This is a genomic window from Bradyrhizobium sp. STM 3566, from assembly GCF_045571445.1.
Classification (GTDB): Bacteria; Pseudomonadota; Alphaproteobacteria; order Rhizobiales; family Xanthobacteraceae; genus Bradyrhizobium; species Bradyrhizobium vignae.
Genome location: NZ_CP120692.1, coordinates 123025 through 138753, shown reverse-complemented (window position 1 = coordinate 138753; position 15729 = coordinate 123025). Strand labels below are relative to the sequence as shown.

The following is a 15729-nucleotide window of genomic DNA, read 5'->3' as shown; positions in this document are numbered from 1 at the left end:
CGGTTGAGATTTCAGCGCAACACCCCGTCCAGCGCTGGCAGCCCCGCAATCACCGCCAGCGCGATCAGCCCGTAACAAATGCCGCGAAACACCTTTTCGTTCGCGCGCCCGAACAGCGAAGCACCGAACGCGACCCCGAGCGCGTAGACGGGGCCGACGATCAGCGAGAGCACCAGCGATTCGCGACTGATCAAACCCGTTGTCGCATAGCTGACCATCGAGAAGAAATCGGACGCGCCGAAGAACAGTACGATGTTGGCGCGCGCGACGATCGGGGCGATCGGACGGCCGAGCCAGTAGCCGACGATCGGCGGGCCGCCGGTCTGCGCGAGGCCGCTGCAGAAGCCGGAGAGGCTGCCGATGCCGACCGAGAGCCAGGTGTGGTCCTTGCCGCGATAGCGCCAGCCCGACAGCAGCAGAAGCAACAGCGCTGCGACGAAGCAGGAGATGATCCAGCGCGTGGTGACGGGCTCGAGCACGCTGAGAAAGTATGTGCCGGCGGGCACGCCGATCAGGGCACCCAGCACGATCACGGCGGTGGCCTTGCGGTCCGCCTTGCGCCATGCGTCAGGCAGCAGCGGCGCTGCCGCGACGAAATCGATGACGAGCAGCAAGGCGGCAACGAGCCGCGGCGCCGCGATGCTGCTCGCCAGCGGCATGAAAATCAGCGCCGAGCCGAAGCCGGAAAAGCCGCGGGCGGTGCCCGAAACGAAAGCGACGGCGCAGAGCGCCATCGCAATGGTGAGGCTGACGTCCTGCGGGAGAAAGCCGGCGAGACTCATCCCCGCAAGGTGCCACCGGTCTTCTTCGTGACCTCGGCCACGATCTTGGCACCGACGGCCTCGATCTCCTGGTCGGTCAGGGTCTTCTCACGCGGCTGGATCGTCACCGCGATGGCGATAGACTTCTTGCCGTCTTCGATGCCCTTGCCCTCGTAGACGTCGAAGACGTTGACGCCAGTGATCAGCTTCTTGTCGACGCCCTGCGCCGTACGCACGATGTCGCCGGCCTTCACCGTGCGCTCAACGATGAAGGCGAAGTCGCGCGTAACAGGCTGGAACGCCGAAAGCTCGATCAGCGGCTTGGCGCGGGTCGGCTTCTTCTTCGCCTCCGGGATGCGGTCGAGGATCACCTCGAACACCATCAACGGACCGTCGGCGCCGAGCGCCTCGAGCGCACGGGGATGCACCTCGCCGAAACTGCCGAGCACGTTCTGCGGCCCGATCTGGATCGTGCCGGAGCGGCCCGGATGCAGCCAGCCGGGACCGCCGGCGACGATCTGCAGCGCCTGCATCGGCGCGCCGGCCGCAGCCAGCACCGCCAGCGCATCGGCCTTGGCGTCGAACACGTCAGCCTGGGCGGAGCCGGTCCAGTGCCGTCCGAGACCTTCGGACGAAGCAAGGCCGCGGCGCACGCCGCTCGCCGCCATGAACTGGTCCTGCGGGCGATCACCCTTGAACACCTGACCGACCTCGAACAGTGCGACATCGCCGAAGCCGCGATCGGCATTGGTCTGCGCGGCCGCGATCAGGCCCGCGAGCAAGGTCGGACGCATGTCGGAGAGATCAGAGGCGATCGGATTGGCCACTTCGAGCTCGCGCTGACCGCCGCCGAACAATTTTGCCGCAGGCTTGGCGATGAACGACCAGGTCACGGCCTCGACCATGCCGCGGCTCGCCAGCGCGCGCCGCGCGCGGCGGGTGCGCAGCTGGAGCGGCGTCAGCACGGATTTGCGCGCGTCCTCGCCGCGCTCGAACGGCGTCATCGGCACCTTGTCGACGCCGAAGATGCGCACGATCTCCTCGACGATGTCGGCCTTGCCGTGCACGTCGGAGCGCCAAGAGGGGACTGCCACCTTCACCACCGGGCCGGGGCCCGCCATCATGAAGCCGAGATGGGTCAGGATACGCTTCATCTCGACCTGAGGCACTTCGATGCCGGACAGGCGCTTCACTTCCGTGACCGGGAAGTCGATCACGCGGTCGTCGGCGAAGGATTTGCCGACCACGACAGTCTCGGACGGCGTGCCGCCGCACATCTCCATCACCAGCCTGGTCGCGAGCTCCAGCCCCGGCACCATGAAGGCCGGATCGACGCCGCGCTCGAAGCGGTAGCGTGCATCCGAATTGATGCCGAGCTTGCGGCCGGTCTGGGCAATATTGATCTCGTTCCACAGCGCCGATTCGATCAGCACGTCGGTCGTGGTCTCGTCGCAGCCCGAGGCTTCGCCGCCCATGATGCCGGCGAGCGATTCGACGCCGCGCTCGTCCGCGATCACGCAGATGGCGGGATCGAGATTGTAGGTGCGGCCGTCGAGCGCGAGCAGGCTCTCGCCCTCGCGTGCGCGGCGCACGACGAGATTGCCCTTCACCTTCTTGGCGTCGAACACGTGCAGCGGCCGCGCGCGGTCGAAGGTCATGAAGTTGGTGATGTCGACCAGCGCGTTGATCGGGCGCAGCCCGATCGCGGTCAGCCGCTTCTGCAGCCATTCCGGCGAAGGCCCGTTCTTGACGCCGCGCAGGAGGCGCAGTGCGAAGCCCGGACACAGCGTTGCGTCCTCGACAGTGACCTTCACCGGGCACGGGAATTCGCCCTTGATCGGCTTGATCGTCGGGTCCTTGAACTTGCCCATGTCGGCGGCGGCAAGATCGCGCGCGATGCCGTGCACGCCGGTGCAGTCCTGCCGGTTCGGCGTCAGGTTGATCTCGACCACGGGATCGCCGAGGCCGGCCCATTCGGCATAAGCCGCGCCGATCGGTGCATCCGCCGGCAATTCCATGATGCCTTCATGGTCATTCGAGATCTGGAGCTCAGCCGCCGAGCACAGCATGCCGCGGCTCTCGACGCCGCGAATGGTGCCGACGCCCAGCGTGATGTCCTTGCCGGGAATGTAGGTGCCGGGCGGCGAGAACACGCTGATGAGCCCGGCCCGCGCATTCGGCGCGCCGCACACGACTTGCACCGGCGCGCCACCGTCACCGGTGTCGACCATGCAGACCCGCAGCCGATCGGCATTCGGATGCTGCTCGGCCGAGATCACCCTCGCAATGGTGAAGGGCTTGAGCGCCTTCGCCTCGTCCTCGATGTTCTCGACCTCTAGCCCGATCATGGTGAGCTTGTCGGCGAGCTTTTCGAGCGGCTCGTCGGTGTCGAGATGGTCCTTCAGCCAGGAGAGGGTGAATTTCACGAGCTCAGCCCTCCGGCAAGCGTTGGCACTTCGAGCGGCTTGAAGCCGTAATGGGACAGCCAGCGGACGTCGCTGTCGAACAGCTGGCGCAGGTCGGCGATGCCGTATTTCAGCATGGCGATGCGGTCGATGCCCATGCCCCAGGCAAAACCCTGGTACTCGTCGGGATCGATGCCGCAGGCGCGCAACACGTTCGGATGCACCATGCCGCAGCCGAGGATCTCGAGCCAGTCCTCCCCCTCGCCGAAGCGGATCTCGCCCTTGTCGCGGCGGCACTGGATGTCGACCTCCAGCGACGGCTCGGTGAACGGGAAGAACGAGGGGCGGAAGCGCATGTTGATGTGATCGACCTCGAAGAACGCCTTGCAGAACTCGTGCAGGATCCATTTGAGGTGGCCGAGATGCGAGGTCTTGTCGATGACGAGGCCTTCGACCTGATGGAATTGCGGCGTGTGGGTCGCGTCCGAATCGATGCGATAGGTGCGGCCCGGGCAGATCACCCGGATCGGCGGCTTTTGGCTCAGCATGGTGCGCACCTGCACCGGCGAGGTGTGGGTTCGCAGCAGCATGCGCGAGCCGTCCTCCTTCGGATGGAAGAAGAACGTGTCGTGCATCTCGCGCGCCGGATGGCCTTCCGGGAAATTCAGTTTTGTGAAGTTGTAGTCATCGGTCTCGATGTCGGGGCCTTCGGCCACCGAGAAGCCCATGTCGGCGAAGATGGTGGTCAGCTCGTCCCAGACCTGACTCAGCGGATGGATGCGGCCGGTTTCCGCTGCGGCATCGCGCAGCGGCAGGGTGACATCGACGGTCTCGGAGGCGAGCCGGGCTTCGAGCGCTGCCGACTTCAGCACGTCGCGTCGCGCGGCGAGCGCCTGGCCGACTTCGTCCTTGGCCTGATTGATCGCGGCGCCTTGCGTCTTGCGTTCGTCCGGCGACATCTTGCCGAGGGTGGCGAGGAGCGCCGAGATCGAGCCCTTCTTGCCGAGGGCTGCAACACGCACGGCTTCCAACGCAGCCTCGTCGGAGGCGGCGGCGATGTCGGCGATGATCTGGGCTTGGAGCTGGGCAAGATCGGTCATGGCAATCCCTTTTGGCCAGGATGCTGAGCCGATGATCCTAGCCCGTCACGCCCGGCATTGTGCCGGACATCCACGTCGGAGAAGTGTATTGGCGCGACAGGTGACGGCCGGGGCAGTAAAGCGCGAGGCGCGCCCCTGACCGGGCCATCACAAGCTGAACGCTGCGAGCACAGTGCAAGACGGCTTACGCCGCCAGCGCGGCCTTGGCCTTCTCGGCGATCGCCTGGAACGCGGCGGGCTCGCGGATCGCGAGATCCGACAGCACCTTGCGGTCCACGGTGATGCCCGACTTGGCGAGGCCGTCGATAAATCGGCTGTAGGTCAGGCCGAACGGACGGACGGCAGCGTTGAGGCGCTGGATCCAGAGCGCGCGGAAAGTGCGCTTGCGACGCTTGCGGTCGCGGAAGGCGTATTGCTGGGCCTTCTCCACGGCCGGCTTGGCGGCGCGGATGGTGTTCTTGCGGCGGCCGTAGAAACCCTTGGCGGCCTTGTAGACCTTCTTGTGCTTGGCGTGGGCGGTCACACCGCGTTTGACGCGAGACATGACGAAATCCTTCAGAGATGACTTTGGTTATCGGATTGCCGCGGGATGCGCGGCGAGGCTGGCAGTGATCGTGGACGCGATCAGGCGTTCGGCAAGAAGTATTTCTTGACGTTGTCGCCGTCGGTCTTGAACAGCACGCGGGTGCCGCGGAGCTGACGGATCTGCTTCTTCGTCCGCTTGATCATGCCGTGACGCTTGCCGCGTTGGGCGTGCATCACTTTGCCGGTGGCAGTCACCTTGAAGCGCTTTTTAGCGCCCGATTTGGTCTTCAGCTTGGGCATTTGGCTCTCCTAATGGCCATAGAGATTCGCCCGCGAAGGCGGCTGGCCGTCAAAAATGCTCGTTAGAGCGTTGATTGTGCTCAGGTTTTACGAACAAGCGCGAAACCCGCACGAAACACCGCCACGGCAGCCCTTAATCAGCCGGGCGATGAAGGCTGGGCTTATGACAGAGGACAAGCCAATTGGCAACGATGAACCGCCGAAACCTGCCCGCCGACTATTGGAGGTTGCCACCCCTCATCTCCAAGCCTTGTGCCTGAAGCAGGACCAAAATGGCCCCTTTCCCGCAATTTCTCTCTTCGCTGGCGAATTTCGCCCGGCCCCGCCATCTGGCGCCGTTCGCCGTGCTCGCCACGGCTGCGCTGCCACAGACCGCCGACGCCCGCGCCGGCGGCTATGACGGCATCTGGAACGTCACCTTCGCCACCACCCGCGGCAATTGCAGCTCGGGCTACAGCGTTCCCTTCGTCGTGACAGGCAGCCGCGTCTCGTCCGCCGGCGGCGGCCGGGTCTCGGGCCGGGTCAACCACTCCGGGGCCGTCGCCGTCCAGGTTTCGGTCGGCGCCTCCCATGCCAGCGGCGGCGGCCGGCTCGCGGGCCTGAACGGCGCCGGTTCATGGAAGGGCGTCATCTCCGGCGACCGGTGCAGCGGCACCTGGCAGGCGAGGAGGATCTGACACACAAACGGCCCGCCGGAGATCCGGACGGGCCGCTGAATTCTCAGTCCCCAAAGCGCTTCGCGTCAGCGCGGCGCCAGCACCATGACGACCTGGCGACCTTCGAACCGCGCGTCCTGTTCGACCTTGGCGAGCTCGGCGACGTCGGTCTTGATCTTGTCCAAAAGCTTGGTGCCGATCTCCTGGTGCGCCATTTCGCGGCCACGATAGCGCAGCGTGATCTTGACCTTGTCGCCCTCTTCGAAGAACCGCTGCATGGCGCGCATCTTCACGTCGTAATCGTGGTCGTCGATCATCGGGCGGAGCTTGATCTCCTTGATCTCGACCGTCTTCTGCCGCTTACGAGCTTCCGCGGCTTTCTTCTGCGCGGAATACTTGTACTTCCCGTAGTCCATGATCTTGCAGACGGGAGGGCTGGTATTCGGCGAAATCTCGACCAGATCCATGCCGACTTCCTGAGCCATCCGGATGGCGACGACGGTCTCGACCACTCCTTTGTTGTCACCGGTTTGGTCGATCAGCTGGATCTGCGCATTGCGGATATCATCATTGATGCGTGGCCCGTCTTTGCTGGCAGCGGGCGGAGCTTTATTAGGACGGCGAATGGGTGGTTCTCCAAAGTTGTGAAGGAAGCGGCTATTTTGAAGCAAGATGCGTTTGCCGGCAAGCAAGTCGCTCGGCGAAACGCGAAAAACCCTCAAATGCGAGGCATTTTGGTCACGCCTGGGCGCGCTGACGACATAGACACCTTGCATCTGTTCCGCAAGCGTCCCAAAGGGCAATGCCGCCACCGAATTGAGCTGCGGGACGCGTCCAAACAGCTCAAACCGCACAGCCAGAGTAAACGTTCCATGACCGACATAATTCCTGATGCCATGCTCGACTTCATCGATGTGGGCGAGGGCCTGTCCGCACGCAGGATCGCGGTGCGCAGTCGGCGTGGACAGGGACCCGGATTGGTCTGGCTCGGCGGATTCAAATCGGACATGCAGGGCAGCAAGGCCTTGGCGCTGGACGCCTGGGCCCGGGATCACGGCCGCGCAATGGTCCGGTTCGACTATTCCGGCCACGGCGAGTCCGGCGGCGATTTCGCCGACGGAACCATCGGACGCTGGCTGGAGGAAAGCGTCGCGGTGTTCGAGCGGTTTTGCGACGGCCCGCAGGTCCTGATCGGCTCGTCCATGGGCGGCTGGATGGCGCTGCTGCTCGCGCGCGAGATCAAGAAGCGTCCTGGCAAAGCGTCGCTGGCCGGTCTCGTCCTGATCGCGCCGGCGCCCGACTTCACCGAGGAGCTCATGTGGAAGAATTTCTCGGCCGCGGTGAAGAAAGAGATCGAGACCAAAGGCGTCTGGCTTCGGCCCTCGGAATACGGCGACGGCTCACCCTATCCGATCACGCGGAACCTGATCGAGGAGGGCCGCAATCACCTCGTGCTCGGCAGCGCCATCGATCTCGGCTGCCCCGTCCGCATCCTGCAAGGCGCGCAGGATCCCGACGTGCCCTGGCAGCACGCGTTTGCGCTGACCCATCGCCTGCCGGCCGACGATGTCGTCCTGACCATGATCCAGGACGGCGATCACCGCCTGTCGCGTCCGCAAGACATCGCGCGCATTCTTGCCGCGGTGGCCGAGATCGGGTGAAACTGGTGCCCAACATTCGGTGTCATGGCCCGACTTGATTGGGCGATCCAGTATTCCAGCCAAGGCTGTGCTTGAACCGAGAAGCCGCGGCGTACTGGATGCCCTGGTCCCGGCTCCGCCAAGGCTACGCCGGGGCCACAAGGGTGCTCGGCCGCCGAAGCTTTAGCGAAGGCGGCAAGCCGGGGCATGACGGAGAAATTGGGAGATGCGCCAATGACCACCACTGCCATGCTGCGCGCTTTCTGCGATGCCGTCGAGCAGCGCAACGGCCGTGCCTTCGCCGAGCTGTTCACCGAAGACGGGGTCTATCACGACGTGTTCTACGGCGCCTTCGCCGGCCGCGCGAAGATCGCCGCGATGATCGATGACTGGTTCTATCGTACGGCGACCGATTTCCGCTGGGACATGCACGAGCCCGTCACCGACGGCACCACGCTCTATGCGCGCTACACCTTCAGCTACAAATCAACCCTGCCGGAAGCGAACGGTGCGCGGGCGATGTTCGAGGGTGTTGCCGTCATCACGCTGCGTGACGGCAAGATCGCGAGCTATCACGAGGTCGCCAATACCGCGCCGGCGTTCGTCGATTTGAAGTTCGCACCCGAAAGAATCGCGAAGATCGCGGCCAAGCAGGGCGCCAAGCTGAAGGCGCGCCCCGAGATGCGGCGGCATCTCGTCTAAAGCATGATCCGGAAAAGTGCGAAGCGGTTTTCCGGAAAGATCATGCGTAAACAACAAGCTAAAGCGCGATGACGATTCATCCAAATCTCATCGCGCTCTAGCCGTCATTCCGGGGCGCGCGGAGCGCGAACTACGGTGCGCAATTGCGCATCAGAGAATCCAGAGATTGTTGAGCGGGATTCCGGGGTCATCGCTGCGCGATGCCCCGGAATGGCAGTGTGGCTACGGCGGCGGCGCTTTTGCCATCGGCTTGCGCTGGGCCAGCGCTGCGACCGTCGCGGTGCCGATCGGGCCCTGTTCGTCATAGAGCCAGCATTCGCCGATCGCGACGCCGTCGGTGGCGTGGTGGTTCACCACCTCGAAGCCGATCCACTTCGTCACCGGCAGGCGGTGCAGATAGATCGTGACGTCGCTGTTGATGTAGCCGAGTCCCTTGTCGCCGGCGTTGGCAAACGGGCTGGCGAAATCGGCACCACCGGCGACATGGACGAACGGCGTCATCGGGGCGCCGGCGACGAGCTCGCGCACCTCGCTCATCCACAGCCGGCGCGGCCCGAGCGAGCCCATGTGGCCGACGATGGGGCGCGTGGTCCATTTGCCGTTCATGCCGAGCCTGGGATCGGTCGGTTTCGGGATGTCTGATGGCTTCGGCACCTCCCAGTTCGGCGGCGACCAGACATTGCCCTCCGGATTCTGCGTCTTGCGCAGCAGCTGGCAAGAGGCGCGCGCCATGCTGACGCCGCCGGAGACGAATTCCGCCTCGACCACGCGGATGCGCAGACCGTCACGCACGAGGCGTGTCGTCACCTGAATCGGTTTGTCGATCGTCGGCAGCCGAAACATGTCGACCGTGAGCCGCGCCGGCACGAATTCGGGCCCGGAATGGCGTTCCTCGATCGCGAAGCCGAGCAGGCCGACGATGACGCGGCCGTGCAGCGATGTCGGATCCCATGGACCATTGGCGACTTCCGTCGGATGGAATGTATCGCCGTCGCGCGTGAAGAAAGGCATGTTTGTCATGCGCGCGAGATTGCGGGAATGGGTGAGGAAATCAAGGGTGGGCGTCGTAAGAGTGAGGGGGCAAAAGCTCTTGCCAAAATAACAGGTGTCATCGCCCGACTTGATGTTCAGCCCGGGGACATGACCGACGGGTGTTCGGGGACATAGCCGACACATCATAGTGCAGGGATTTGGCAGTAAAGGAGGCCAAGTCCATGCCCTGGCGAGAGGTGTCGGTGATGGATCAGCGGCGGGAGTTCGTGCGGCTTGCGATGCAGGAGGGAGCGAACCGGCGGGAGCTCTGCCGGCGGTTCAATATCCATCCCGACACGGGCTACAAATGGCTTGCACGATGGCAAGCGGATCAGAATGTCGACGACCGCTCGCGCCGACCGCATGCGAGCCCGGGACAGACCGATTGCGAGCTTGAGGCACGTATTCTCGCGGTACGCGATGCCCATCCGGCATGGGGAGCTCGCAAGATAGCTCACTGCCTGGAGCGCAATGGCTTGCGTTCGCCAGCAGTCTCAACAGTTCATCAGATCTTGCGTCGGTCTGGCCGCATCAAGCCTCCGATCGGCGGCCCGACGGCAAGCCAGCGTTTCGAGATGCCGGCCCCCAATCTGTTGTGGCAGATGGACTTCAAAGGCTGGGTTCGGCTCGGCAATGATACCCAGTGCCATCCTCTGACGGTGGTGGATGACCACTCCCGCTATGATCTGTGCCTGCAGGCCTGTGCCGATCAACGCACAGATACCGTGCGCAGCCGCTTGGAGAAGACCTTTCGCCACTACGGGCTCCCGGAGGCTTTCTTCGTCGACAATGGTTCGCCCTGGGGTGATCCTTCCGGCGAGCGATGGACACGGTTCTCGGTGTGGCTGCTCAAGCTTGGCGTCGCCGTCATCCACAGCCGCCCATATCACCCGCAAAGCCGCGGCAAGAATGAACGATTCCACCGCACCCTCGCGGCTGAGGTGTTCGCACTGCGACAGTTCCGCGATCTCGCAGAGACGCAGCGTGCCTTCGACGCCTGGCGGGAAGTCTACAACTTCGAACGGCCACACGAGGCGCTCGGACAACAGGTCCCGGCCAGTCGATATCGGCCCAGCCAGCGACCAATGCCCGATCGATTGCCACAGGTCGAATACGACAGCCATGAGATCGTGCGCCGCGTCTCCACGACCAAAGCCTATGTCAGCTTCAAGGGACGTCTTTGGAAAGTGCCACAGGCCTTCCGTGGCGAGCGCCTCGCCATCCGCCCCTCGGCAAACGATGCGCAATACGGGATCTTCTTTGCCGCCCACCAAGTCGCTATCATCGACTTGGCGAGCGGAGAATGTGTCGGCTATGTCCCCGAACACCCGTCGGTCATGTCCCCGGGCTGAACACTTGATCGGGCGATCCAGTATGCCGAGACGGCAGTGATTGAGCCGAGAAGCCGCGGCGTATGCCCCGATCAAGCCGGGGCATGACAGCGAAAATTAGGAGGCGAGCTGCCACTCCTCGCGCACGCTCTCGTCTTGCTCGTCGGCAATCGCATTGGCCCTCATCGCATCAAACTCCTCCCGCGACACCAACTGCGCCAGCGCCCAGACCGCAGCTCCGCGTACCAGCGGGTTGGCATCATCCAGCAATCGCCGCGCCTCTTCCGCCAGGGCAGCTTCGCCCGAGTTGCCGATCGCAATCAGCACGTTGCGCAAGAACCGGTCGCGGCCGATGCGCTTGACCGGTGATTTCGTGAACAGCGCACGGAATGCGGCATCGTCGAGCCGCGCGAGTTCGGCGAGAGAAGGCGCGCGCAATTCGTCGCGCGCGGCGAGCTTTGCCTCGCGCCCCTCCCGCGCAAACTTGTTCCACGGACAGGCCGCGAGGCAATCATCGCAGCCATAGATGCGATTACCGATCGCCTTGCGGAATTCCTGCGGGATCGGACCCTTGTTCTCGATGGTGAGATAGGAGATACAGCGCCGCGCATCGAGCTTGTAGGGCGTGGGGAACGCCGCCGTCGGGCAGATGTCGAGACACGCCCGGCACGAGCCGCAATGGTCGATCTCGGCAGCATCGCGCGGCAGATCGAGCGTGGTGTAGATCGCGCCGAGAAACAGCCATGAGCCGAACTCGCGCGAGACCAGATTGGTGTGCTTGCCCTGCCAGCCGAGATGCGCGGCCTGCGCCAGCGGCTTCTCCATCACCGCGGCGGTGTCGACGAACACTTTCACCTCTGACGGGGCGGTCGCGACCAGCCAGCGCGCCAGCGCCTTCAGCCGCTTCTTGATGAGGTCGTGATAGTCGTCGCCCTGCGCATAGACCGAGATCGCCGCGCGCGTGCGCTGCTTCAGGATCGCCAGCGGATCTTGGTCGGGGCCGTAATTGACGCCGAGCATGATCACGCTGCGCACGTCCTGCCACAGTCCGCGCGGATCGACCCGGCGCTCGGGCTGCACCGCGAGCCAGTCCATGTCGCCATGGCCGCCTGAGGCGATGAATTCGAGGAAGTGTTTCCCGGCGCTCTCGATCGTGCCCGGCGCGGTGATGCCGACGCAGTCGAAGCCGAGCGCGCGCGCCTCGTGTTCGAGCGCCGCCTTCAGTTCAGTCGGATCGGAGTTCAGAAATCCAGGTCCACGTAGGTCCGCGACGCCGGCACGCCAGCCAGCCATTCGCTCAGCAGCGGACGGAACGACGGGCGGGATTTCACCCGCGCGTACCACGCCTTTGCTGCGTCGTCCTCGCTCCATGGCACGTCGCCCAGATAGTCGATCGCCGAAAGGTGCGCCGCGGCGGCGAGATCCGCGTAAGTGAGCCGGTCGCCAGCGAGGAAATTGCGCGTCTGCGCCAGCCAGCCGATATAGGCCAGATGATAGCGCACATTGGCTTTCGCTGCGCGCATCACGTCGGCCGAAGGCGGGCCGCCGCCGTTCTCCTCGCTCATGAAACGCTTGTAGATGCGCTCGGTGACGAGGGGATGCGAGACTTCCTCGAAGAATTTTTCGTTGAACCAGGCCATCAGCCGGCGCACCTCGACGCGCTCGAAGGTCGTCTCCGGCATCAGGCGCTTGGGTCCCATCCCGGCGCCATAGGCCTCGTCGACATATTCGGCGATGATGGCCGCGCCCGGGATCGGCGGCTGCTCCTCGTCCACCAGGACGGGCGTCGTGCCCGCCGCATTGAGCAGCAAAAACGCCTCGCGCCGCTCCCAGCTGCGTTCCTCGACCAGCTTCAGGTCAAGCCCGTATTCGCCCGCGATCAGGCGGATGAAGCGCGAATGCGGACAGAACGGATGATGAAACAGCGTAAACATGAAACCTTTGACTATTTGATGGTGCTTAAGAATCCATCAATGTTTGTGCGGCGCCACACTAGTCCCTCAAAACCGCGAAGCAAGCGCGTGATTTCGCATTTTGCGATTGCAGCATTGGGGGGAATAGGCGAGAAGAGCCCCGCTTTTCCAGCCGAAATGGACCGTAAATATGTCAGACGCAATACGGGCAGTGATCCTCGGCATCATCGAGGGTGTGACCGAGTTCCTTCCCGTATCCTCGACCGGCCACCTCTTGCTCGCCGAGCGCTTCTTCCATCTCGGTGAAGGCGCGTTCTGGGATTCGTTTACGGTTCTGATCCAGCTGGGTGCGATCCTCGCGATCGTCGGGCTGTATTTCAGAAAGCTCTGGGACGTCGCGATCGGCATGTTCACGGGCGATGCCTATGCGCGCCGTTTCGTGATCGGCGTGCTGGTGGCGTTCCTGCCGGCCGTCGTCGTCGGCCTCGTTGCCGGCAAATACATCAAGAGCGTACTGTTCAACCCCTGGGTCGTCTGCTTCACGTTGATCGTGGGCGGCGCCATCCTGCTCTGGGTCGACAAGCTCGACCTCAAGCCGCGCGAGCACGACGCCACCAAATTTCCGCTGCTGATGTATCTCTATATCGGCATCGCGCAGTGCGTGGCGATGATCCCAGGCGTGTCGCGTTCCGGCGCCAGCATCGTCGCCGCGATGCTGCTCGGCGCCGACAAGCGCGCGGCGGCGGAATTCTCGTTCTTCCTCGCCATTCCCACCATGATCGGCGCGTTCGCCTACGATTTCTACAAGAACCGCGCCGAGATGACGATGGACCATATGAACATCGTCGCGATCGGCTTCGTGGTCTCGTTCATCACCGCCGTCATCGTGGTGAAGACATTTTTGACATACGTCACCCGCCACGGCTTCGTGCTGTTCGCCTGGTGGCGAGTCATCGTCGGCACGCTCGGCCTGATCGCGCTGGCGCTCGGTCGTTAAGCTCTACCGCCCGGGCTTCAACGCCATATGAGTTTTGGCACGCGCTTCGTTTTGATCGGCGCGTCATCGCGGCCGACATGCACGGCAAGAACCATCACTGCTAAAGCGCGATGAGATTTGGATGAATCGTCATCGCGCTTTAGCTTGTTGTTTGCGCATGATCTTTCCGGAAAACCGCTTCGCACTTTTCCGGATCATGCTTTAGGGCGTTTTCGGCCGCTATGTCGACAGCCTCACGTCGTTACGGTGAAGCCTGGCCCGAGGCGGTGTTCAAGAAGCTGAAGCTTTGACGCCGTTGCCGCACGTTCGGTGCGCTCCCTCGCCCGCTTGCGGGAGAGGGTTGGAGAGAGCGTGTCTCCACAGCGAGGTCCCGATGACGAGAAAGCCCTCACCCGCCGCGCGGGACGATGCTTCGCATCGCCCGGATGCGGCGACCTCGCAAGCGGGAGAGGTAAGAACCTCACACGCTCATGCGCTGGAATTGGCCTGCGGCGCGGAAGCGCCACAGATATTGCGGGGCAATCGCTTCCAGCGAATCGGGCGTGATGCCGAGGCCTTCCAGCGTCAGGCCGGCCGCCTTCGCCGCCTCCGACACCACATTGTCGCGCTCGAGCAGCGTGACCTGGTCCGGCGTCAGCTTGAACCCGCCCGGCGCGAATTGCAGGAAGTGAGCCTGGAAGCGGGCGAGGCCGAACGGCAGCGAGATCAGCATCCGCTTCCGGTCAGTGATGTCGAGGATGGTCTGGATGATCTCGCGCATCGTCAGCACCTCCGGCCCGCCGAGCTCGTAGGTCGCGCCCGTCCTGGCCTTGCCGTCGGCAGCATCCGCGATCGCGGTGGCGACGTCGCCGACATAGACCGGCTGCATCCGGGTACTCCCGCCGATCAGCGGCAGCACCGGCGACATCCGGGCCAGCGCGGCAAAGCGGTTGGTGAACTGGTCCTCGGGGCCGAACATCACGGAGGGGCGGAAGATCGTGGCTGAGGGAACCGCAGCCAGGACCGCGGCTTCGCCCGCCGCCTTGGCTCTGGCATAGCGCGAGGGCGAACCGGCGTCGGCCCCGATCGCGGAGACATGCACCAGCTGGGCTCCGGCGGCGGCTGCCGCTTTGGCGACGGTCTCGGCGCCCTTGGCCTGGACGGCATCAAAAGTCTGCGCGCCAGCCTCGGTGAGGACGCCGACGAGATTGATCACGATGTGCGAATCACGCAGCGCCGCCTCGACCGAGGCCGGATAGCGCAGATTCGCCTGCACGGCGTGGACCTGCCCGACCCGGCCGAGCGGCTGGAGGTATCCGGCGAGTTCCGGCCGCCGCACCGCGACCCGGACCCGGTAATCCCTCTTGCACAGGGCGCGGACGACACTGCGGCCCAAAAACCCCGATCCGCCGAAAACCGTGACGAGCGTGTCCAGATTCGATGCCATGGGGGGTCCATTCCTGCGGAAAGAGTGCGTCTTGTCAGGCTTTTATCGGCCTGGTTTGCGATGCGCAATCGGCATCCCGAACCGGGCTTCAAGCATGAATTGACAACGGCGTCACCGAACCGTAGTAACCCCCTCCGTGCCCCAAACGGCATGCCCAGGTGGTGGAATTGGTAGACGCGCTGGCTTCAGGTGCCAGTGGCTTAACGGCCGTGAAGGTTCGAGTCCTTTCCTGGGCACCACCGCTCCGCGATGTCCTCGATTTCGCTGGAGTCCCTGATACTCAAGGGTGATCGACCGTCTCAACTGGTACACAGAGACGGTACACATGCTTCTGCGAATGGCCTCTCCTATCCGCCGCGACGGCTCCTCCGTTCATTACCTCCGAAAGCGCGTCCCCGCTGACCTGACCGATCAGGCAGTGGGCTTGGTGCTGGGCGTTCCCGTGGGGATGAGACGGCGACGGTGAAGGTCGGTGGCACCGGCACGATCAAAGTGTCGCTGCGCACACATGACCCTCGGGAGGCCAAAGCACGGCAAGCCAAGGCGCTCGCCTATCTCGATGACGCCTGAGGGAACGCGGTGGGTTGTGGCGATGTTCTAAGGGAGTGTGGCCGAGCAGAACTCGGGCGGCTTCCTCTTCCCCGACGGGCAACCTATTGCTCACCGCGCGGCACGGTGCCTGATCGTTTCATCACGTTGATGGTTGCCGATCGTAGATAGTCCACGAACGGCAGAGGGCTTCTACCTCGCACAGGTTCGCAAGGTGGTGGTCGATCATTCCCGCTCAGCCAACAGGAGCGGCGCAATAGCGGACGCGCCAAGATCGACGCGACGGGCCACACTGCGACATTGGGACAAGCCAGCCACTGAGGCTTTGAGAAACCGCCACAAGTGTCGTGCGCAGCCAAATTCGTCCTTCAAATGTGAAGGGCGATTATTCC

General features: G+C 64.0%; 16 protein-coding genes and 1 tRNA gene. 7 read left to right on the top strand and 10 right to left on the bottom strand.

Annotated features, from left to right (window positions below):
• Positions 1-11: 11 nt before the first annotated feature.
• The 5 genes from P6U27_RS00635 to rpmI all read right to left on the bottom strand — a co-directional run bounded on the left by P6U27_RS00635 (position 12) and on the right by rpmI (position 5091).
• A complete protein-coding gene (locus P6U27_RS00635; protein WP_129145718.1) occupies positions 12-782 on the bottom strand; it encodes a sulfite exporter TauE/SafE family protein in 771 nt (256 codons plus the stop codon).
• Positions 779-3187, bottom strand: coding sequence for a phenylalanine--tRNA ligase subunit beta (gene pheT / locus P6U27_RS00630; RefSeq protein WP_407193558.1), 2409 nt, complete (start codon positions 3185-3187; stop codon positions 779-781). The genes P6U27_RS00635 and pheT overlap by 4 nt, the downstream gene beginning before the upstream one ends.
• The gene (gene pheS, locus P6U27_RS00625; protein ID WP_129145716.1) at positions 3184-4266 is read right to left on the bottom strand and encodes a phenylalanine--tRNA ligase subunit alpha; all 1083 of its coding nucleotides are present in this window, start codon (positions 4264-4266) and stop codon (positions 3184-3186) included. The genes pheT and pheS overlap by 4 nt, the downstream gene beginning before the upstream one ends.
• 184 nt (positions 4267-4450) lie before the next feature.
• Positions 4451-4810 (bottom strand): 50S ribosomal protein L20, encoded by a 360-nt coding sequence (gene rplT / locus P6U27_RS00620; protein ID WP_027550107.1) that lies wholly within the window; start codon positions 4808-4810, stop codon positions 4451-4453.
• An 80-nt stretch (positions 4811-4890) separates the two neighbouring features.
• The gene (gene rpmI, locus P6U27_RS00615; RefSeq protein WP_008539890.1) at positions 4891-5091 is read right to left on the bottom strand and encodes a 50S ribosomal protein L35; all 201 of its coding nucleotides are present in this window, start codon (positions 5089-5091) and stop codon (positions 4891-4893) included.
• 272 nt (positions 5092-5363) lie between these two features.
• On the opposite strand from rpmI, the gene P6U27_RS00610 reads away from it, so the two are divergent.
• A complete protein-coding gene (locus tag P6U27_RS00610) occupies positions 5364-5768 on the top strand; it encodes a hypothetical protein (protein ID WP_129145715.1) in 405 nt (134 codons plus the stop codon).
• A gap of 65 nt (positions 5769-5833) precedes the next feature.
• Here the strand turns inward: P6U27_RS00610 and infC are convergent, their stop codons facing one another.
• Complete coding sequence (infC, locus tag P6U27_RS00605) at positions 5834-6373, bottom strand: translation initiation factor IF-3 (protein ID WP_122406304.1); 540 nt, start codon at positions 6371-6373, stop codon at positions 5834-5836.
• A 246-nt stretch (positions 6374-6619) separates the two neighbouring features.
• On the opposite strand from infC, the gene P6U27_RS00600 reads away from it, so the two are divergent.
• Together P6U27_RS00600 and P6U27_RS00595 are read left to right on the top strand one after the other, a co-directional pair.
• Positions 6620-7408, top strand: coding sequence for a carboxylesterase (locus tag P6U27_RS00600; protein WP_129145714.1), 789 nt, complete (start codon positions 6620-6622; stop codon positions 7406-7408).
• A gap of 213 nt (positions 7409-7621) precedes the next feature.
• Positions 7622-8089, top strand: a complete 468-nt coding sequence (locus P6U27_RS00595; protein WP_164937199.1) for a nuclear transport factor 2 family protein — start codon at positions 7622-7624, stop codon at positions 8087-8089.
• A 222-nt stretch (positions 8090-8311) separates the two neighbouring features.
• Here the strand turns inward: P6U27_RS00595 and P6U27_RS00590 are convergent, their stop codons facing one another.
• Positions 8312-9109, bottom strand: coding sequence for an acyl-CoA thioesterase domain-containing protein (locus tag P6U27_RS00590; RefSeq protein WP_407193557.1), 798 nt, complete (start codon positions 9107-9109; stop codon positions 8312-8314).
• Between the two features lie 194 nt (positions 9110-9303).
• Here P6U27_RS00590 and P6U27_RS00585 point away from each other — a divergent pair, with 194 nt between their 5' ends.
• Positions 9304-10473, top strand: a complete 1170-nt coding sequence (locus tag P6U27_RS00585) for an IS481 family transposase (protein ID WP_122402679.1) — start codon at positions 9304-9306, stop codon at positions 10471-10473.
• A 96-nt stretch (positions 10474-10569) separates the two neighbouring features.
• Here the strand turns inward: P6U27_RS00585 and queG are convergent, their stop codons facing one another.
• The gene (queG, locus tag P6U27_RS00580) at positions 10570-11745 is read right to left on the bottom strand and encodes a tRNA epoxyqueuosine(34) reductase QueG (protein ID WP_129142383.1); all 1176 of its coding nucleotides are present in this window, start codon (positions 11743-11745) and stop codon (positions 10570-10572) included.
• Complete coding sequence (locus P6U27_RS00575; protein WP_122400198.1) at positions 11694-12386, bottom strand: glutathione S-transferase family protein; 693 nt, start codon at positions 12384-12386, stop codon at positions 11694-11696. The genes queG and P6U27_RS00575 overlap by 52 nt, the downstream gene beginning before the upstream one ends.
• Before the next feature lie 169 nt (positions 12387-12555).
• Between P6U27_RS00575 and P6U27_RS00570 the strand changes: the two genes are divergently transcribed.
• Positions 12556-13362, top strand: a complete 807-nt coding sequence (locus P6U27_RS00570; RefSeq protein ID WP_129142382.1) for an undecaprenyl-diphosphate phosphatase — start codon at positions 12556-12558, stop codon at positions 13360-13362.
• Positions 13363-13822: 460 nt separating this feature from the next.
• Here P6U27_RS00570 and P6U27_RS00565 read toward each other — a convergent pair whose 3' ends face one another.
• On the bottom strand, positions 13823-14788 hold the full coding sequence (locus P6U27_RS00565; RefSeq protein WP_129142381.1) for a complex I NDUFA9 subunit family protein: 966 nt from the start codon (positions 14786-14788) through the stop codon (positions 13823-13825).
• 152 nt (positions 14789-14940) lie between these two features.
• Here P6U27_RS00565 and P6U27_RS00560 point away from each other — a divergent pair.
• Together P6U27_RS00560 and P6U27_RS00555 are read left to right on the top strand one after the other, a co-directional pair.
• A tRNA-Leu gene (locus P6U27_RS00560) sits at positions 14941-15027 on the top strand.
• A gap of 223 nt (positions 15028-15250) precedes the next feature.
• Positions 15251-15358: a DUF6538 domain-containing protein gene (locus P6U27_RS00555; RefSeq protein WP_347338793.1), complete on the top strand. Its 108-nt coding sequence runs from the start codon at positions 15251-15253 to the stop codon at positions 15356-15358.
• Positions 15359-15729 lie beyond the last annotated feature (371 nt).